Genomic DNA, 15,765 nt, shown 5'->3' on the forward strand with positions numbered 1-15,765 from the left:
AGAGTTTTTTTACATGAAAATGCGCGGTGCTGAATAATTTGATTCTGAATGCACGCGTTTAGGATAGACTTGTATACCAAGTGACCGGCAACTTTCTGCAGTCTTATTATTAAAACCGGCAGATTCCGTATTGCCCGAATAGTTATAATTGAAAATATATCGATATATTTACTCTTGCAGCAAACAGACAGTTTTGATATCGGCAGCTGTCAAAAAACAGCTGTATCATGTTTTGACATTTGATTCAAAATAGTCTATAATCTGCTTATTGTGAATTGTCTTATAGAAAACAACATTTGAGAAAAAATCGGAGAATCGTATGACCCTCTCGTTTAGTGCATTGCTTTTCCAGGGAGCTCTGGAAGAAGGCTTATTCAACATGCTTGTCGGATATTTCAATGAAGGTGGCCCGTTTATGTGGCCCGTGCTCATTGCCCTGATCCTTGGACTTGCAATTTTTCTTGAGCGATTGATCACGCTCAACAGAGCAGACATCAATACGCGAAAATTTATCCTCGACGTCAAAGAGGCATTGCAGGAAGGTGGTATTCAATCTGCTGAAGAACTGTGCTCCTCAACTCGCGGACCGGTAGCATCCGTATTTCAGGCCGGCCTGCTGAGAGCCGATGAAGGTATCGATGCCGCTGAAAAGGCGATTCAGTCTTATGGCTCCATCGAAATGAGCTTTCTTGAAAGAGGACTTGTCTGGCTTTCTCTGTTTATTGCCATTGCACCCATGCTCGGATTTACCGGAACGGTTATCGGTATGATTCAGGCGTTTGATGCCATTGAGGCTGCCGGTGATATTTCACCAAGTCTTGTTGCCGGTGGTATTAAGGTGGCGCTTTTGACCACAGCCTCCGGACTGATTGCTGGTATTATTCTACAGGTCGGATACAACTATTGTGTTTCCAAAATCGACCGGCTTGTAGTGGATATGGAAGAAAGCTCCATTGTTCTTGTTGATTCCATCGCACTGCTTCAGCAAGGAAAGCAGATTATTTCCGAAGAAGAGCGCGCAGAGCGCAATGCTGGCAGCAAGGATGATGATTCATCCAGCGAAGAATCCGCTTCCTAACCACTCATTTTCAATTTATTATCCGTTATGTACGTACCCATAGCAATCGGAGTAATGCTGACATTGATCGCCATCGGATTTCTCTCGATGGTGGGCTTTGGCATCAAGAATATCATCCAGGGGAAACAGGATGCGACCAAGATCCTTATCTATGTTGTCCCTGCGGTAATATTCGGTATATCATACCTGATTTCCGGAGCCGTTACTGATGCAGCAATACTGACCATGTTGATCACCATGGCACTTCTTGCCGTTATGCTGGTGGTCACAGGTCTTCGCACCACATTTAAATTCTGAAGAATCCAGATATGCAATTAAAAAAACGTTCTCGTGAAGAAGCGGAAGTGCCTCAGGCAGGGATGGCGGATATCGCCTTCCTGCTGCTGATTTTCTTCCTCGTTGTCACGACTATTGACGTTGATACCGGTATCGGTATGCAGTTGCCACCTCCTCCTGATCCGGACGAAGAGCCGCCTCCCATTCGCGAGCGGAATCTTATGAACATTCTCGTGAATGCCAGAGGACAGATTCTGATCAATGAAGAGCAGGCCAGTCTGCACGAAGTACAGCAGCTGGTCATGGATTTCGTTGACAATCAAAACCGGGCTCAGGATCCGGAACTTGCAGAAGATCCAAGGTCGGCAATTGTATCTATCAAAACCGACAGGCAAACACCATATGAAATCTACATCGACATGCTCGATGAAGTGATCGGAGCCTACCGGCAGCTGCGGGATGAAGCAGCGCAAAGGGAGTTCGGTGTATCCTATCGCGATTACAGCAACCGTGTAGAACGCGAAGACAACGTAATTCGTGAAATGTATCCGCAGAATATCTCTCTTGCTGAACCGGATCCGGGATCTTAAATACTATTGTCACAACTATGTCAAAATTCCAAAAAAAGCAGGCAAATACGAAACAGCAGGTTCCTACGGCAGCCATGCCTGATATCATCTTCATGTTGTTGATATTCTTCATGGTTGTTACCGTACTCCGTGAAGTGGAACTGCAGGTTCGTGTGGATTTCACCCGTGCTGACAATATCGAGACCATTGAGCAGAAGCGTCTCGTCAGCTATATTTACATAGGACCCGAAATCCTCGGAGGAGGACAGTACGGCGATACCAGAGTGCAGATTGATGATGCACTGATTGATGATATTCACTCCATCCGGCGATTGATGTACGACAAGCTCCAGGAGGAGCCCCGTCTTATTGTTTCTCTAAGGGTGGATCAGCAGTCAGAGATGGGTATCGTCAGTGATGTCCAGGAAGAACTTCGTGAAGCCGGGACACTGAGGATCAACTACTCCACACTGCGCGGAGATGAGGCCGTAGCAATGTAACCTCAAGCAGATTACTCAGGGTTGTAGATTACCGCTTCCTGATGTTATCTTTATAAGACTGGCAATCCGGTTATCCGGATTGCCTTTTTTTATTTCTGGCAACCGGTTTGTGTTTTGGTTTAAAACCGAAACGTATGGTTAACAACCACAGCAAATGTTATAAATTTATCGTCTAATTCATGGCAAACGAGACAGGTCAAAACATATCAGATATCGGAAGAAATGGTCTGATTCAGGAAATATCCAAAAGCTCTGCATTTCGCACAGAAAAGGTCACCAGGGGCATCGGTGATGATGCTGCTGTCATCAGCACGAGTGATACTGAATATTCACTGATTACGAGCGAAACTTTTGTAGAGGGGGTCGAGTTTGATCTCACCTTTATGCCGTTCCATCAGATAGGGGCCAAAGTAATATCCGCTGCGGTCAGCGATATATATGCGATGAACGGAACCCCGGTTGCTGTACTTGTAAATCTCGCCATTCCCAACAGGGTTACTGTTGATATGGTGCAGGAGTTGTACAAGGGGATAGGCATGGCATGTTCAGACTACGAATGCCAGCTCAGTGGCGGCGATCTCACCGGGTCACATAATGCCCTGGTAATCTCTGTTACCGCATTCGGTGAAGTCGGTAAAAACAACATCGTATACAACAAGGGGGCGTCTGAAGTTGATGCCATATGCGTAACCGGCGATCTGGGAAGTGCTCTGGCAGGTCTTAAAATTCTTCTCAGGGAAAAAAAACACTGGCAGGAATCTGACGATCCTGTCATGCAGCCCGATCTTACCCCCTGGGATTATGTGGTAAAAAAACAACTTGTGCCGGTAGCAAGAAAAGATATCATCGGGAAATTCAGTGAGCTGAACATTAAACCCGCTGCCATGATCGACATCAGCCAGGGATTGCTTCCTGATCTGCAGCGCCTGATGAAAGAGTCTGAAAAAGGGGCTTATATCTACCAGTCAGCAATACCCATTGATCTGCAAACCAGAGATGTGGCCAACGAAATGAAAGAAGATGTTGATAAATACGCTATGTTTGGAGGAGAAGACTTTGAACTTCTGTTTACAGCACCTCAGAAAATGGTTGACAAACTGACGGATTCTTTCAAAGATATTACCATTATTGGTAAGGTCACGGATAAATCCGGTATAACGGAAATGCAATCAGCTGAAGGTGACGTCATAACTTTCGAACACTAACTGCCTTTTGCCTTCATTCCGGAATAATCATTCCGGAACTGGTATACTGACAGCATAATTGCGTAATGACTGAAAACAAAGACCCATCCGGCACGCAGGATAAGTCCCGAAGAAAAAAAGGGAAAGGCTCCGGCTTCCCCATATGGGTTTATATCATCCTGTTTCTGCTGTTGCTTGCCATTCCCTATCTGTCCATTTTTCCTGACGGGGTCAAGTCAATAACGTATAGCACCTTTCTTAAACAGGTGCAGGACGGGCATGTAGAAAGTGTAACCATTATCGACGGGACAACAATCGAAGGTTACTACAAGGCGGATTCGGTTGAAGAAGGACATATTTCCTATGAGATCTCAGAAAGTCCTTTCTCGGATGCACCGTTATGGTTTTCAGATGACGATGATCCTGACAAATATCCCTTTACGCTCACCATGATAGAAGGCGATGAAATTCGTGCCATCCTCGATGAGCACGGAGTCGCCTATGATGCAAAAGTAAGTGACAACTGGTTCAGCAATGTCTTCATCTGGTTTATTCCGCTTATGCTGATCATTGCATTGTGGATATTCATATTCAGAAGAATGAATCCGGGCTCACAGATGATGAATTTCGGAAAAAACAAAGCATCCCTCTATGATCATCAGAGTGACCAGAAAATTACTTTTAAAGAAGTCGCAGGCCTCCAGGAAGCAAAAGAGGAAGTAGAAGAAATTGTGGCGTTTCTCAAGGATCCGGCAAAATTTACCAAGCTTGGCGGCAATATACCCAAAGGCGTACTGCTCGTAGGTCCGCCCGGAACCGGGAAAACCATGATTGGAAAAGCCACGGCCGGAGAGGCGGATGTGCCGTTCTTCAGTCTGAGCGGATCCGATTTTGTTGAGATGTTTGTTGGTGTCGGAGCCTCCCGGGTAAGAGATCTTTTCAAGCAGGCAAAAGAACAGGCGCCCTGCATAATATTCATCGATGAGATAGACGCCATCGGCCGCAGCCGGGGTAAAAATCAAATGTCCGGATCCAATGATGAACGGGAAAACACACTGAATCAGCTCTTGTCAGAGATGGATGGTTTCAACACCGGAAAAGGGGTTATCATTATGGCTGCAACCAACAGACCTGATGTTCTGGACTCCGCATTGATGCGCCCGGGCCGGTTTGACCGCCAGATACTGATTGACAAACCGGATCTGAATGGCCGTATCGAGATCCTGGACGTCCATACTAAAAAACTTACAGTATCGGATAATGTAGATTTTCAGCTGCTTGCATCGCAGACACCCGGATTCGCCGGTGCCGAACTGGCCAATCTGTGCAACGAAGCGGCCTTGCTTGCATCCAGAAGAAATAAAGAACACATTGAAATGGGTGACTTTCAGGATGCTATTGAACGTGTGGTTGCAGGGCTTGAAAAAAAGAACAAGATCATTAGTCCGGCAGAGCGTGAAATCATTGCATACCATGAAGCAGGACACGCCATAGCCGGATGGTTTCTGGAGCACACCGATCCTGTACTCAAGGTAAGTATTGTTCCCAGGGGATTTGCCGCTCTCGGATATACGCTGCAGACACCGCTGGAAGACCGGTTTTTAATGACCACCGGTGAACTGGATGATAAAATATGCGCCTTGCTTGGCGGTCGTGTCTCTGAAGAAATAGTTTTCGGGAAAATTTCCACCGGTGCAAGAAACGATCTGGAGCGAATTACCCAACTGGCTTATGCCATGGTCACCGAATACGGGATGAGTGATGAACTGGGGCATATATCGTATAATGATATGTCCGGTGATACTGCTCCCGGATTTGGCAAAAAGTATTCGGATATCACTGCCCAGAAAATCGACCAGGCGGTTCAGTCGATTATCAACCGGAACTATTCAAGAACCAGAAATTTGCTGCAGGAAAAGAAAAAGCAGCTGATTTCGCTTGCCAATGCTTTGCTGGAGAAAGAGATTCTCGATTCGGATGATCTTGCAGAACTGCTCGGAAAACGTCCGGCTGACAAAGATGAGAATGCCGGCGGATCAAGACCGGGATGAAAAAATAAAAGGAACGTGATAGTATAGCCAAAGGAACCGTTTGATTATGTTTTGCGTTGTCTTAAACTCACTGACCTGATACAACAACAATAATCCTGTCACGTAAATTATAACCGTGATCTACGTTACCCGGAAAGAACATTTTACCGCTGCACACCGGCTTCATAACCCGGAAAAAAGTGACGAATGGAACAGAGAGACATTCGGACCGTGCAATCATCCCAACTGGCATGGCCACAATTACGTCATCGAAGTGACCGTTGCCGGGGAGCCGGATCCGGATACCGGATACGTTGTTGATCTTGGCAAGCTGAAACATACCATACACAATCGCGTTTTAAATAAGTGCGACCACAAAAACCTGAATCTGGACGTTGATTTTCTGAAAGGTGTGATTCCATCTGCAGAAAATCTTGCAAGGTGTTTCTTCTTTGAACTTAAAGAAGATGTAAACGAGATCACTTATGACGGGCAATTGTATGCCGTCAGACTCTACGAAACAGAAAGAAACATCGCAGAATACCGGGAAGACGGAACAACACTTACATAAGTTATGCATACAAACGGTTTAAAAAGATTCTACGATCCGACGTTTACGATTACGGATGCATATAAAAACACACTTCCGGACCTGCAAAACGGTCCGGCCTCACTGATTGAAGGGGCTAATGTGCCCATTCAGCAAGTAGGCATTTCCAATTTTCGCCTTCCGCTTCGATATGAACTGGAAGACGGTTCTGTAATGACGCTGGAAACGTCAGTGGACGGCTATGTCAGTCTTGATGCCGGCAAAAAGGGCATCAATATGAGTCGTATCATCAGAACGTTCTACGATTTCAAGGAAGAAGTCATGAATCAGGATGTTCTGGAGTACATTCTCAGGGCATATCGTGAAAACCTTGAAAGCAAGGAAAGTTATCTTCACCTCAAGGTAAATTTTCCCATGATTCAGGAAAGTCTCAGGTCTGATCTTAGCGGATATCAGTACTATCCGCTTTCAATAGAAGGCCATATGGATAGCATCGGCAAAATGCGCATGTTCATGCACCTGGATTTTGAGTACAGCAGCGCCTGCCCCTGCTCATACGAGCTTGCCGAGCACGCGCGCAAAACCCGGGATGTCGCCGCCATTTCCCACAGTCAGCGAAGTATTGCCAATGTATCAGTGGAGTGCAGTGAGCTGGCATCTCCCGAAAAACTGATCAGAACACTGCGTGAGGCATTGAAAACCGAGACGCAGGTAATGGTGAAAAGAGAAGATGAGCAGGCATTTGCAGAGCTGAACGGAGCGTATCAGAAATTTGTGGAAGATGCTGCACGGCTGATATATGAACATCTCGACAAGCAGGATGAGATTGTCGATTTTGTTGTGCGGTGTGCGCATCTGGAAAGCCTTCACAGCCATGACGCCGTCAGCCGGATTTGTAAAGGGGTCCCCGGCGGTCTGCGATAAACCTGGGGTATTATCCATTCCAGGTCCAGTCCAATACGAATTCTGTGAAACGCAGATTAAGCGCACCGTCAGGACAGATGTGACAAACGAGAACATGCTGCCCTGACGACGGAAGACTGAGGTTTATACTTCCTCCTCGATATCTACAGGAATCCCAAGGCCTTCTTTCACAAGCAGTTCCTGCTCGGCGGCGTGAATCTGTGCGGAACCGGTAGCAGGTGATGCCGAGGCAACTCTTCCGGCATACTCCAGCTTTTGTTTGTCATGCAGCATACTGCGCATACGGGGTTCCATGTACTGCCAACCTCCCATGTTTTGGGGCTCTTCCTGGCACCAGACGATCTGTTCTGTATTCTTGTACCGATCCAGGATTTTGGATATGCTTTCGTCAGGGAACGGATAAAACTGCTCTATACGTACAATAGCTACATTATCCGGCTTTTCTTTTTGGCGCATATCCTCAAGATCGTAATACACTTTTCCTGAGCAGAACACAAGACGTTTTGTCTTGCCGGAATCATCAGTGTTTTCGTCAGGTATGACTTCGTGAAACCTGCCTTCGGCAAGCTCTTCAATACTTGCCACAACCTTCGGATGTCTGAGCAGACTTTTCGGACTCATGATTACAAGTGGTTTTTTGTCCACTCTTAATGCCTGCCGTCTCAGCAGATGAAAATATTGTGCCGGTGTAGTACAGTTGGCAACCTGAATATTGTTGTCTGCACAGAGCTGGAGGAACCGCTCCAGACGGGCCGATGAGTGCTCCGGCCCCTGTCCTTCATAAGCGTGTGGAAGCAACAGTACGATACCGCTCTTCTGCCGCCATTTGGATTCACTCGCTGCAATGTACTGATCAATTATGATCTGAGCTCCGTTATTGAAATCTCCGAACTGGGCTTCCCAGAGTACGAGCGCTTCCGGACGAAGAGAGCTGTAGCCAAACTCAAATCCCATTACAGCAAATTCACTCAATAAGCTGTTGTAGACTTTATAATTGGCCTGGTCTTCGTCGATGTTGTTGAGGGGTACAAAGTTCTGTTCTTTGCTTGTCCCGTGCAGAACGGAATGGCGATGAGAAAACGTCCCCCGCTCGGAATCCTGCCCTGTCAGCCGGACAGGTTGTTTTTCGACCAGCAGACTGCCGAAAGCCAGGGCCTCGGCAAATCCCCAGTCGATTTTTTTCTGGTTTTTTTCAACAATTTCGCTGCGTTTGGCCAGAATTCTCAACAGCTTGGGATTTGCGTCAAAGTCCTGCGGAAGCGTGTTTAGCTTGTAGCCGATCTTCTTTAGCTTGTCAATATCATAACGCGTATCTGGCAGATTCTGAGACCATTCTTTTTCCGTTTTGTCCTTTCTCTTCAGCTGTTTCCAGGTGAACTTGCCGGGACTTTGGGCCTTCTTTGCATCCTTGAACGCAGCTTCAAGCAGCTCATCAAACTCATCGAAAATTTGCTGTGTCTCTTTCCGGGTCAGCTCGTTTCGCTTCACAAGTTCACGGGTATACAGTTGACGCACACTCGGATGAGTGTCAATTTCTTTGTAGAGTCCGGGTTGTGTAAATGCCGGCTCATCTCCTTCGTTATGGCCGTGCTTGCGATAGCAGATAAGATCGATGACCACATCCTTGCCAAACTTTTGCCGGTAATCCAGTGCAAGTTTGATACTTTGAATAGCCGCCTCGGGTTCATCACCGTTCACATGGAAGATGGGAGCAAGAATCATCTTCGCCAGATCCGCGGCGTATTCGGTTGACCTTCCGTCTTTCGGCAGTGTTGTGAATCCGATCTGGTTGTTGATGATAAGGTGGATGGTTCCTCCTGTTCGGAACCCTTCAAGCTGAGACATATTCAGTGTCTCGGCAACAACACCCTGACCCGCAAATGCGGCATCCCCGTGAATGAGCAGAGGAATGACTTTCTTTCCGGCATCCTCCGTTTTCATCTTATCCTGAATGGCACGCGCAGCTCCCTCCACAACGGGATTAACCGATTCAAGATGGCTGGGGTTGGGCATCAGAAGCATGTTGATTTCGTGATTATTCCCGGCCTTGTGAACTCCTGTAGTTCCAAGATGGTATTTAACATCACCGGTACCCATGGCACTCTCGGGATCAATATTACCCTCAAACTCGGCAAATACCTTTTTATAGGACTTGTTCAGGGTATTTACAAGAACATTCAGCCGGCCGCGATGGGCCATGCCAAGAACCAGGTCCGATACTTCATAAGTAGCTGCCCGTTCTAGCAGGTAGTCAAGCATCGGGATCAGCGAGTCAGCGCCTTCCAGGGAAAATCGCTTGTGTCCGATGTACTTCTTGTGCAGGAACTCTTCAAAGGCACTGGCCTGATTGAGCTTCAGGAGGATCCTGCGCTTCTCCTCCTTGCTCAGACCCGGATCGTTCGTTGAGGACTCCATCGTATCACGCAGCCAGGACCGTTCGTCAATGTCAAGAATGTGCGTGTATTCAGCGCCAATATAACCGCAGTACGTTTTTCGCAGAATGTCTATAATATTGCGAAGCGTGGTAACCTTGTCAGAGCCGGCCAGGTAAGGTACATAGAACTTACGGTCAAGATCCCACATCGTCAGCCCGTGGTAATGGAAGTCAAGCTCCGGGTTGTATCCGGTTCCGAACTGAAGGGGGTTGAGCTCTGCCATAACATGCCCGTGCCTGCGATAACGGTCCACAAGCCTGCTTACCGCAACTGCCTTTTTATCGGACTCGATATTGTCGCTGCCATCAAGGAATCCGGAATATTGGTCAACGCCAAACGGTATGGGCTCGTAGGGAATGTCGAGCTCTTCAAAAATGGATTCAAAAAAGTCGGTCGGACCGGCGAGAAATTCCTGAATGCGTGCCAGAAACGAGCCGGATTCTGCACCCTGGATAATCCTGTGGTCGTACGTGCAGGTGACATTCATGACCCGGCTGATGCCGAGGTGGCTCAGCAGATCCTGGGACATTGACTGGAATTCGGCCGGATAATTCATTGCTCCGGTTGCTATGATGGCCCCCTGGCCTTTCATCAGACGCGGCATTGATGCGACAGTACCAATGGTTCCCGGATTGGTGATGGAAATGGTGGTGTTTTCGAAATCTTCAACCTCGACTTCGTTGTTTCTGGCCCGGTCGATGAGATTGTTGAAGGCATTTAGAAATTCCGGGAATGAGAGTTTGTCAACGTCCTTGATGTTCGGCACAAGGAGACTGCGGGAGCCGTCTCTGTTTGGCAGGTCAATGGCAATTCCGAGGTTAACACTTTTCGGTATGACCCTGGCCGGTTTGTTGTCTTTCTCGCCGTAATGATGGTTGAGCTGGGGGTACTCTTTCAGGGCTCTTACGATAGCCCACGCAATAAAGTGAGTCAGTGATGCCTTGGGTTCAAGACGTTTTTCCAGGTAGCTGTTGATGATCCGCCGGTCTTCCATGAGCATTTTCACAGGAATGACACGCTGGGAAGTGGCCGTCGGCACTTCAAGGCTCTCATCCATGTTGGCGGCAATTTTTCCGGCAACTCCCTTTAGCAGCTTGACATCAGCCTGTTCGGTTTCCCGGTCTTCAGGCTCTTTTGTAACTTCCTTTTCGGACTTCTTCTTTTTTGCTTTGCTTACATCAGGGGCGCCCCGGCCTTCTTTAGTGTCCGGCTTTTTCTTTTCAGGTGCCTTTTTTTTATGCTTGTCTTCTGGAGGGGCCTCCATTTTTTCCGCCGGAAGAGTTGCCGTGTCAGTGTCCTCTGCCACGTCGGTCCCGCTCGCTCCGTTGCCCATTTCATCAAAATATCTTCGCCAGTAGTCCGGGACGGATTCCGGGTTTTCGAGATACTGTTCGTATAACTCTTCAACGAGAGCTGCGTTTGGTCCGAATTGTGCTTCTAATTTCTTCAAAATCAGAAAATTTGATGTACCGGTGGATAAAATTATGCCGTAAGGAAAATGATCAGCTTAATGTATCAGGATGAAATTCATTACGCCAGTTAAAAATAACGAAACAGAAGGGGAAAACGTTTTGATTTCGAAAAAAAATGAGCGTTAAATAGTTTCTCCGGATATACTTCCTCCCCGTTTTTTTTCTTATACTTTCCCATTCAACAAAACCAGATTTATTTATGGCTGATAGTAAAAAAACCGGTGCTGAAAACATTCGTTGGGATTTGTCAGATCTTTACAAGGGACTGGATGACCCGGCGTTTTCATCCGACCGTGAAAAAGCACTGGAGCTTGCCGGCACATTTGCCGGAAAATACCGGAACCGTGTGGCGAAACTTACACCTGCGCAGTTTGCCGAAGCACTGGAAGAGTACTCCGAAATCATCGAGCTGATGAGCCGTATCGGTTCTTTTGCCTATCTGAGCTGGACGACCAACACCGAAGACCCCGCACTCGGAAAAGCCGTACAGGAGGCCAACGAGCTGTCATCAGAATTGTCACAAAAGGTCGTCTTCTTCACACTGGAGTGGCTGAGCCTCGATGAAGATACGGCAAAGCAGTGGATTGACAGTGAAGAACTCTCGTTTTACCGGCATTATCTTGAAACTTCGCGTCTGGACAAGCCCCATACCCTTGAAGAAAAAGAGGAGAACATTCTCACCGCCAAGTCTGTGACAGGTTCCAGGGCCTGGGTCCGGTTTTTTGACGAAACACTCGGAGCTTCCCGCTTTGATTTTGAAGGAAATCAGCTTACGGAGACGGAGATTTTAAGTAAAATGCACGATCCCGATCGTGATGTCCGCCGTAAAGCTGCCCGGGTTTTTACCGACGGTCTCAAGAAAATGAGCCACCCGCTGACCTATGTATTCAATACGCTGCTGGCAGACAAGCACACAAATGACCGGCTGCGAAATTATCCGCACTGGCTCAGGGCACGAAATTTGTCCAACGAGATATCGGACGAAAGTGTGACCTCTCTGGTCGATTCGGTTACCGCCCGGTATCCGCTCGTGCACAGGTTTTATGAGCTGAAAAAGAAGCTGCTGAACCTGGATGAAATGAAAGAATATGACCGGTACGCACCCGTTCTGAAAAATCAGGAACGCATCGGCTGGAATGAGGCCAGAGACATTGTGCTCGAAGCATATAATGAGTTTCATCCGGAGATGGGCAACATCGCACGTCGTTTCTTTGACGAAGAATGGATTGATGCGGCTATTGTTCCCGGAAAACGGGGAGGAGCGTATTCCGCATCAACAACACCGTCAGTGCACCCTTATGTCTTCATGAACTACGACGGCAAAATCCGTGACGTACAGACCCTGGCACACGAGCTCGGGCACGGTGTCCACCAGCATCTTTCCCGCTCTCAGGGTGTGCTGCAGTCAGGAACACCGCTCACAACGGCCGAAACAGCCTCTGTATTTGGTGAAATGCTCGTTTTTCAGAAGCTGCTCTCCTCGCTTGACAGTCCCGTGGAGAAAATGGCGCTGCTGACCGGTAAGATTGACGATACCATCGCAACGGTATTCCGTCAGATATCCATGAACCGGTTTGAAGACCGAATCCATAATGCCCGGCGCAATGAAGGCGAGCTGACTGCCGGCCGGTTTTCCGAATTGTGGATGGAGACGCAGCGGCCGGTTTACGGGGACTCGGTCACGCTTACCGATGACTACAGTATGTGGTGGAGCTATATCCCGCATTTTGTTCATACACCGGGATATGTATACGCCTATGCATTCGGAGAACTGCTTGTCCTGGCTTTGTATCAGGAATATCAGAACTCGGACAACGATTTCAATCAAAAATACATGAAGATGCTGGAAAAGGGCGGGTCCGACTGGCCTCACCGGCTTACGGCCGGACTTGGTGTAAATATTAACGAACGGGCATTCTGGGAGCGGGGATTGACCGCCATCGCATCCATGGTGGATGAAGCGGAGTCATTACTGCCTGAACTCGATCTGCCACTGAAAGGATGATAGTGATTATAAACAGATGCCAATGAGCCTTACATATTCCGAAAACAGAGAAAAGGAGAACCTGCAGAATTTCAAAAAGGTGATACGCGATATGATTCTGCTGCTGCGTAATTCCCTGCAGGCAGAAACCGTTTCGCTGCACTGGATCAACCATCGCCGGGATATTGTAGTGCTGGAAAATTACGCGACGAATCTGAAAAATGTCGTTTATCAGGACCGCGTAAGAAGGAATGAGCATTTTCTGGGAAATTTCGATACGATTAAGTCGATAACCCGTCTGCAGCGTGATGTCCATTTTGACGGAAAGCAGCTGGATCACTACACTTCCACGGTTCCGGTATCCTATGTATACCTGATTCCGCTGGTCTACAATGCCGACACCCTTGCTATTACATCCGTTGAATCGGGGGCGAAATCAGAATTGAACATGTCAGATGAAGAAAGTGTTACAGCTTATCAGAAAGCACTTGGCAGACTGCTCCATAACTACCAGGAGCTGAATGACCTGTCACATCAGCAGTCGGAATGGACAGAGTATGATGACGATGTAGACCGTTTTTCCAGACTGGATCAGCCCTTTGAGCTTGCATCCGAATTAACCGAGCAGCTTCAGAAGTATGCCGGCAGCAACGGAGGGGTTATGCTGCTTGCAAGGGGACTCAAATCCTGGAATTCGGTGCTTTATTCGGCAGCTTCAAAATTTCCTCCTCCTGTTGGTCTGACGGTGCAGGAGGGAACCATTTCCGATCAGGCGTTGAAAAGTGGCGAACCCGTTTATTACACGCATGTTAACGCCAATCCCAAGCGAATCTCATATCAGGAGCCGTTATGCAAGGGCGCTACACTGGCAGTCCCGGTCATGCACAGGCAAAGAAGGCAGCTTCTTGCCCTTGTGTACAGCGAAGATTTACTTGTTTTCACCGAAGCTGTTAAACACAAAATCACCAATCTTTGCCGGGTTGCCGGTTTAAAACTGGAAGCATTGTTTCCTGATCTTGGTGTCGAAGAAGATGTATTTGCAAATAAAATTTCCTGCTACACATCCGATTTGTACAAAGGCGCCCTGAATGTCATCAGGAAACACCAGGATAATTATGATGTGCCCATGAAAACCTGGGTGGGGATGTTTGCCATCAGCAATATTTCCACCCTGAGAACAAGGTATCGGCCGGATGATTTGCTGCAACTGCAAAAAATGGTGCTTTCTGCTGCCAGGCCGCAAAAATTCGGCTGTTCCGGCATTATCGGCGAATACAGTGATTATGTGTATTCGTTCATTCTTCAGTCAACGGATGAGTCGGCTTTTGACTCATGGATACAGGCAGTTCAGAAAGAGTTTCAGCATCCGGTGAGCTTTGCGGATGATCAGAAAATTGAAATACTGCTGCGGACAGGATTCACGGAATTAAAACGCGGGATGGATCCCGAATCGGCCATTCAAAACTCCAGAAAGGCCATGAATGAGGCTGTTAAGCAGCAAAAATTTCTTTCGGAGGTATGACATGGGAAGCTGTTACCTGATTATTATCGATGGTCTGGGAGTTGGTGCACAGGAGGATGCGCATTTATATGGTGATGCCGGAAGCAATACCCTGGGCCATGTTGTTGCCCGGAGCAGATGTCGATTGCCGGAATTTGAGCGAATGGGTTTGGGGAATATTATCCCCCTCGATACAGTGGCCCCGGTCTGGGAACCGCTTGCTGCATTCGGTAAGATGAGGGAGGCGTCTTCCGGTAAAGATTCCACTACCGGACACTGGGAGATCGCCGGACTTCAGCTTGAAAGACCATTTCCAACCTATGAAAACGGGTTTCCGGATGATGTGATTGAAAATTTCTGCTCACTTACAGGTCTTGGTGGTGTACTTGCAAATAAACCGGCTTCCGGAACTGCAGTTATTGAGGAGTACGGAGAAGAGCATCAGAAAACCGGACTTCCCATTGTCTATACATCGGCTGACAGTGTGTTTCAAATAGCATGCGATGTTGATACGGTTCCGCTCGAAACCCTCTATGATTGGTGTGAAATAGCTCGGAAAAAGGTAATGGTGGATGAACATGCTGTAGGACGGGTGATTGCAAGACCCTTTGCCGGCAAACCGGGTTCATTCAGGCGTTTGTCTGACCAGCGGCATGACTATTCGCTGAAACCTTTCGAACCGTTTCTGCCCGGCTATCTGCAGGAAAAGGGGATTGAGACATGGTCCGTTGGAAAAGTGATCGACCTGTTTGCTGAATGCGGTTTTGATCACTCCCGAAGAACCAAAAGCAATGCTGAAGGAATTGAGCTACTGCTTGAAGTGATGGAACTGAACAACCGGGGATTCGTTTTTGTAAATCTTATTGAAACGGATCAAAACTTTGGACACCGTAATGACATCGAAGGTTTTGCGCAAGCTCTCGAGGAAATCGACAGGGAAGTTCCGCGTATACTTAAAAAGCTTAAACCGGATGATCTGCTTATCATAACAGGGGATCATGGAAACGATCCGGCGATGCCCAGTACGGACCATTCGCGGGAATTCACACCCCTGCTGATATATCCGGGAAATAAAGCAACAACTATGGAGCTGCCAATCCGGAATAGTTTTTCAGACATCGCAGTCTCCGTTTGTGATTTCTATGGCCTTGAAAATCCGTTTCCGGGTAAATCCTTTCTAAATAAGCAGCATATTTAAAATATTTACCCGGTTGCCGCATTTGACAGATAACATCCGTAAATTTGATTCGTTTTTTTGTGAG

At 47.5% G+C, this 15,765-nt stretch carries 11 protein-coding genes and 1 pseudogene; 11 read left to right on the plus strand and 1 reads right to left on the minus strand.

Features of this window, described 5'->3' with window-relative positions; all coding sequences use genetic code 11:
- The first annotated feature begins 319 nt into the window (after positions 1-319).
- From NATSA_RS06130 to folE2, 8 genes and pseudogenes are all read left to right on the plus strand, one after another.
- Positions 320-1,078, plus strand: coding sequence for a MotA/TolQ/ExbB proton channel family protein (locus tag NATSA_RS06130; protein WP_210511117.1), 759 nt, complete (start codon positions 320-322; stop codon positions 1,076-1,078).
- A 27-nt stretch (positions 1,079-1,105) separates the two neighbouring features.
- Positions 1,106-1,375, plus strand: a complete 270-nt coding sequence (locus NATSA_RS06135; protein ID WP_210511118.1) for a hypothetical protein — start codon at positions 1,106-1,108, stop codon at positions 1,373-1,375.
- A gap of 11 nt (positions 1,376-1,386) precedes the next feature.
- Positions 1,387-1,944 (plus strand): ExbD/TolR family protein, encoded by a 558-nt coding sequence (locus NATSA_RS06140; RefSeq protein ID WP_210511119.1) that lies wholly within the window; start codon positions 1,387-1,389, stop codon positions 1,942-1,944.
- A gap of 17 nt (positions 1,945-1,961) precedes the next feature.
- Positions 1,962-2,423 (plus strand): ExbD/TolR family protein, encoded by a 462-nt coding sequence (locus NATSA_RS06145; protein WP_210511120.1) that lies wholly within the window; start codon positions 1,962-1,964, stop codon positions 2,421-2,423.
- Between the two features lie 179 nt (positions 2,424-2,602).
- Positions 2,603-3,628 (plus strand): thiamine-phosphate kinase, encoded by a 1,026-nt coding sequence (gene thiL / locus NATSA_RS06150; RefSeq protein ID WP_210511121.1) that lies wholly within the window; start codon positions 2,603-2,605, stop codon positions 3,626-3,628.
- A gap of 65 nt (positions 3,629-3,693) precedes the next feature.
- Positions 3,694-5,616, plus strand: a pseudogene (gene ftsH, locus NATSA_RS06155) (ATP-dependent zinc metalloprotease FtsH); the annotation flags it as partial.
- Positions 5,617-5,767: 151 nt separating this feature from the next.
- Positions 5,768-6,208: a 6-pyruvoyl trahydropterin synthase family protein gene (locus NATSA_RS06160; RefSeq protein ID WP_419539846.1), complete on the plus strand. Its 441-nt coding sequence runs from the start codon at positions 5,768-5,770 to the stop codon at positions 6,206-6,208.
- 3 nt (positions 6,209-6,211) lie between these two features.
- The gene (gene folE2 / locus NATSA_RS06165; RefSeq protein ID WP_210511124.1) at positions 6,212-7,111 is read left to right on the plus strand and encodes a GTP cyclohydrolase FolE2; all 900 of its coding nucleotides are present in this window, start codon (positions 6,212-6,214) and stop codon (positions 7,109-7,111) included.
- Between the two features lie 123 nt (positions 7,112-7,234).
- On the opposite strand, the gene NATSA_RS06170 is transcribed toward folE2, so the two are convergent.
- Complete coding sequence (locus NATSA_RS06170) at positions 7,235-10,996, minus strand: multifunctional oxoglutarate decarboxylase/oxoglutarate dehydrogenase thiamine pyrophosphate-binding subunit/dihydrolipoyllysine-residue succinyltransferase subunit (protein ID WP_210511125.1); 3,762 nt, start codon at positions 10,994-10,996, stop codon at positions 7,235-7,237.
- A 221-nt stretch (positions 10,997-11,217) separates the two neighbouring features.
- Here NATSA_RS06170 and NATSA_RS06175 point away from each other — a divergent pair, with 221 nt between their 5' ends.
- From NATSA_RS06175 to NATSA_RS06185, 3 genes are read left to right on the plus strand one after another with little or no spacing between them, the layout of a single operon-like run.
- Positions 11,218-13,023: a M3 family oligoendopeptidase gene (locus NATSA_RS06175; protein ID WP_210511126.1), complete on the plus strand. Its 1,806-nt coding sequence runs from the start codon at positions 11,218-11,220 to the stop codon at positions 13,021-13,023.
- Between the two features lie 22 nt (positions 13,024-13,045).
- Positions 13,046-14,524 carry a GAF domain-containing protein gene (locus tag NATSA_RS06180; RefSeq protein ID WP_210511127.1) on the plus strand — a complete coding sequence of 493 codons (1,479 nt, stop codon included), beginning with the start codon at positions 13,046-13,048 and terminating at the stop codon, positions 14,522-14,524.
- A gap of 1 nt (position 14,525) precedes the next feature.
- Positions 14,526-15,701, plus strand: a complete 1,176-nt coding sequence (locus NATSA_RS06185; RefSeq protein WP_210511128.1) for a phosphopentomutase — start codon at positions 14,526-14,528, stop codon at positions 15,699-15,701.
- Positions 15,702-15,765: the final 64 nt, after the last annotated feature.

The sequence above is a fragment of the Natronogracilivirga saccharolytica genome, assembly GCF_017921895.1.
In the GTDB taxonomy this organism is placed as follows: domain Bacteria; phylum Bacteroidota; class Rhodothermia; order Balneolales; family Natronogracilivirgulaceae; genus Natronogracilivirga; species Natronogracilivirga saccharolytica.

Bases quoted from the DNA above. Each gene is read 5' to 3' on its own strand.
- NATSA_RS06145 (WP_210511120.1), top strand. From the start codon at position 1,962: ATGTCAAAATTCCAAAAAAAGCAGGCAAATACGAAACAGCAGGTTCCT.
- NATSA_RS06140 (WP_210511119.1), top strand. From the start codon at position 1,387: ATGCAATTAAAAAAACGTTCTCGTGAAGAAGCGGAAGTGCCTCAGGCA.
- thiL (WP_210511121.1), top strand. From the start codon at position 2,603: ATGGCAAACGAGACAGGTCAAAACATATCAGATATCGGAAGAAATGGT.
- NATSA_RS06130 (WP_210511117.1), top strand. From the start codon at position 320: ATGACCCTCTCGTTTAGTGCATTGCTTTTCCAGGGAGCTCTGGAAGAA.
- NATSA_RS06185 (WP_210511128.1), top strand. From the start codon at position 14,526: ATGGGAAGCTGTTACCTGATTATTATCGATGGTCTGGGAGTTGGTGCA.
- folE2 (WP_210511124.1), top strand. From the start codon at position 6,212: ATGCATACAAACGGTTTAAAAAGATTCTACGATCCGACGTTTACGATT.
- NATSA_RS06180 (WP_210511127.1), top strand. From the start codon at position 13,046: ATGAGCCTTACATATTCCGAAAACAGAGAAAAGGAGAACCTGCAGAAT.
- NATSA_RS06135 (WP_210511118.1), top strand. From the start codon at position 1,106: ATGTACGTACCCATAGCAATCGGAGTAATGCTGACATTGATCGCCATC.
- NATSA_RS06175 (WP_210511126.1), top strand. From the start codon at position 11,218: ATGGCTGATAGTAAAAAAACCGGTGCTGAAAACATTCGTTGGGATTTG.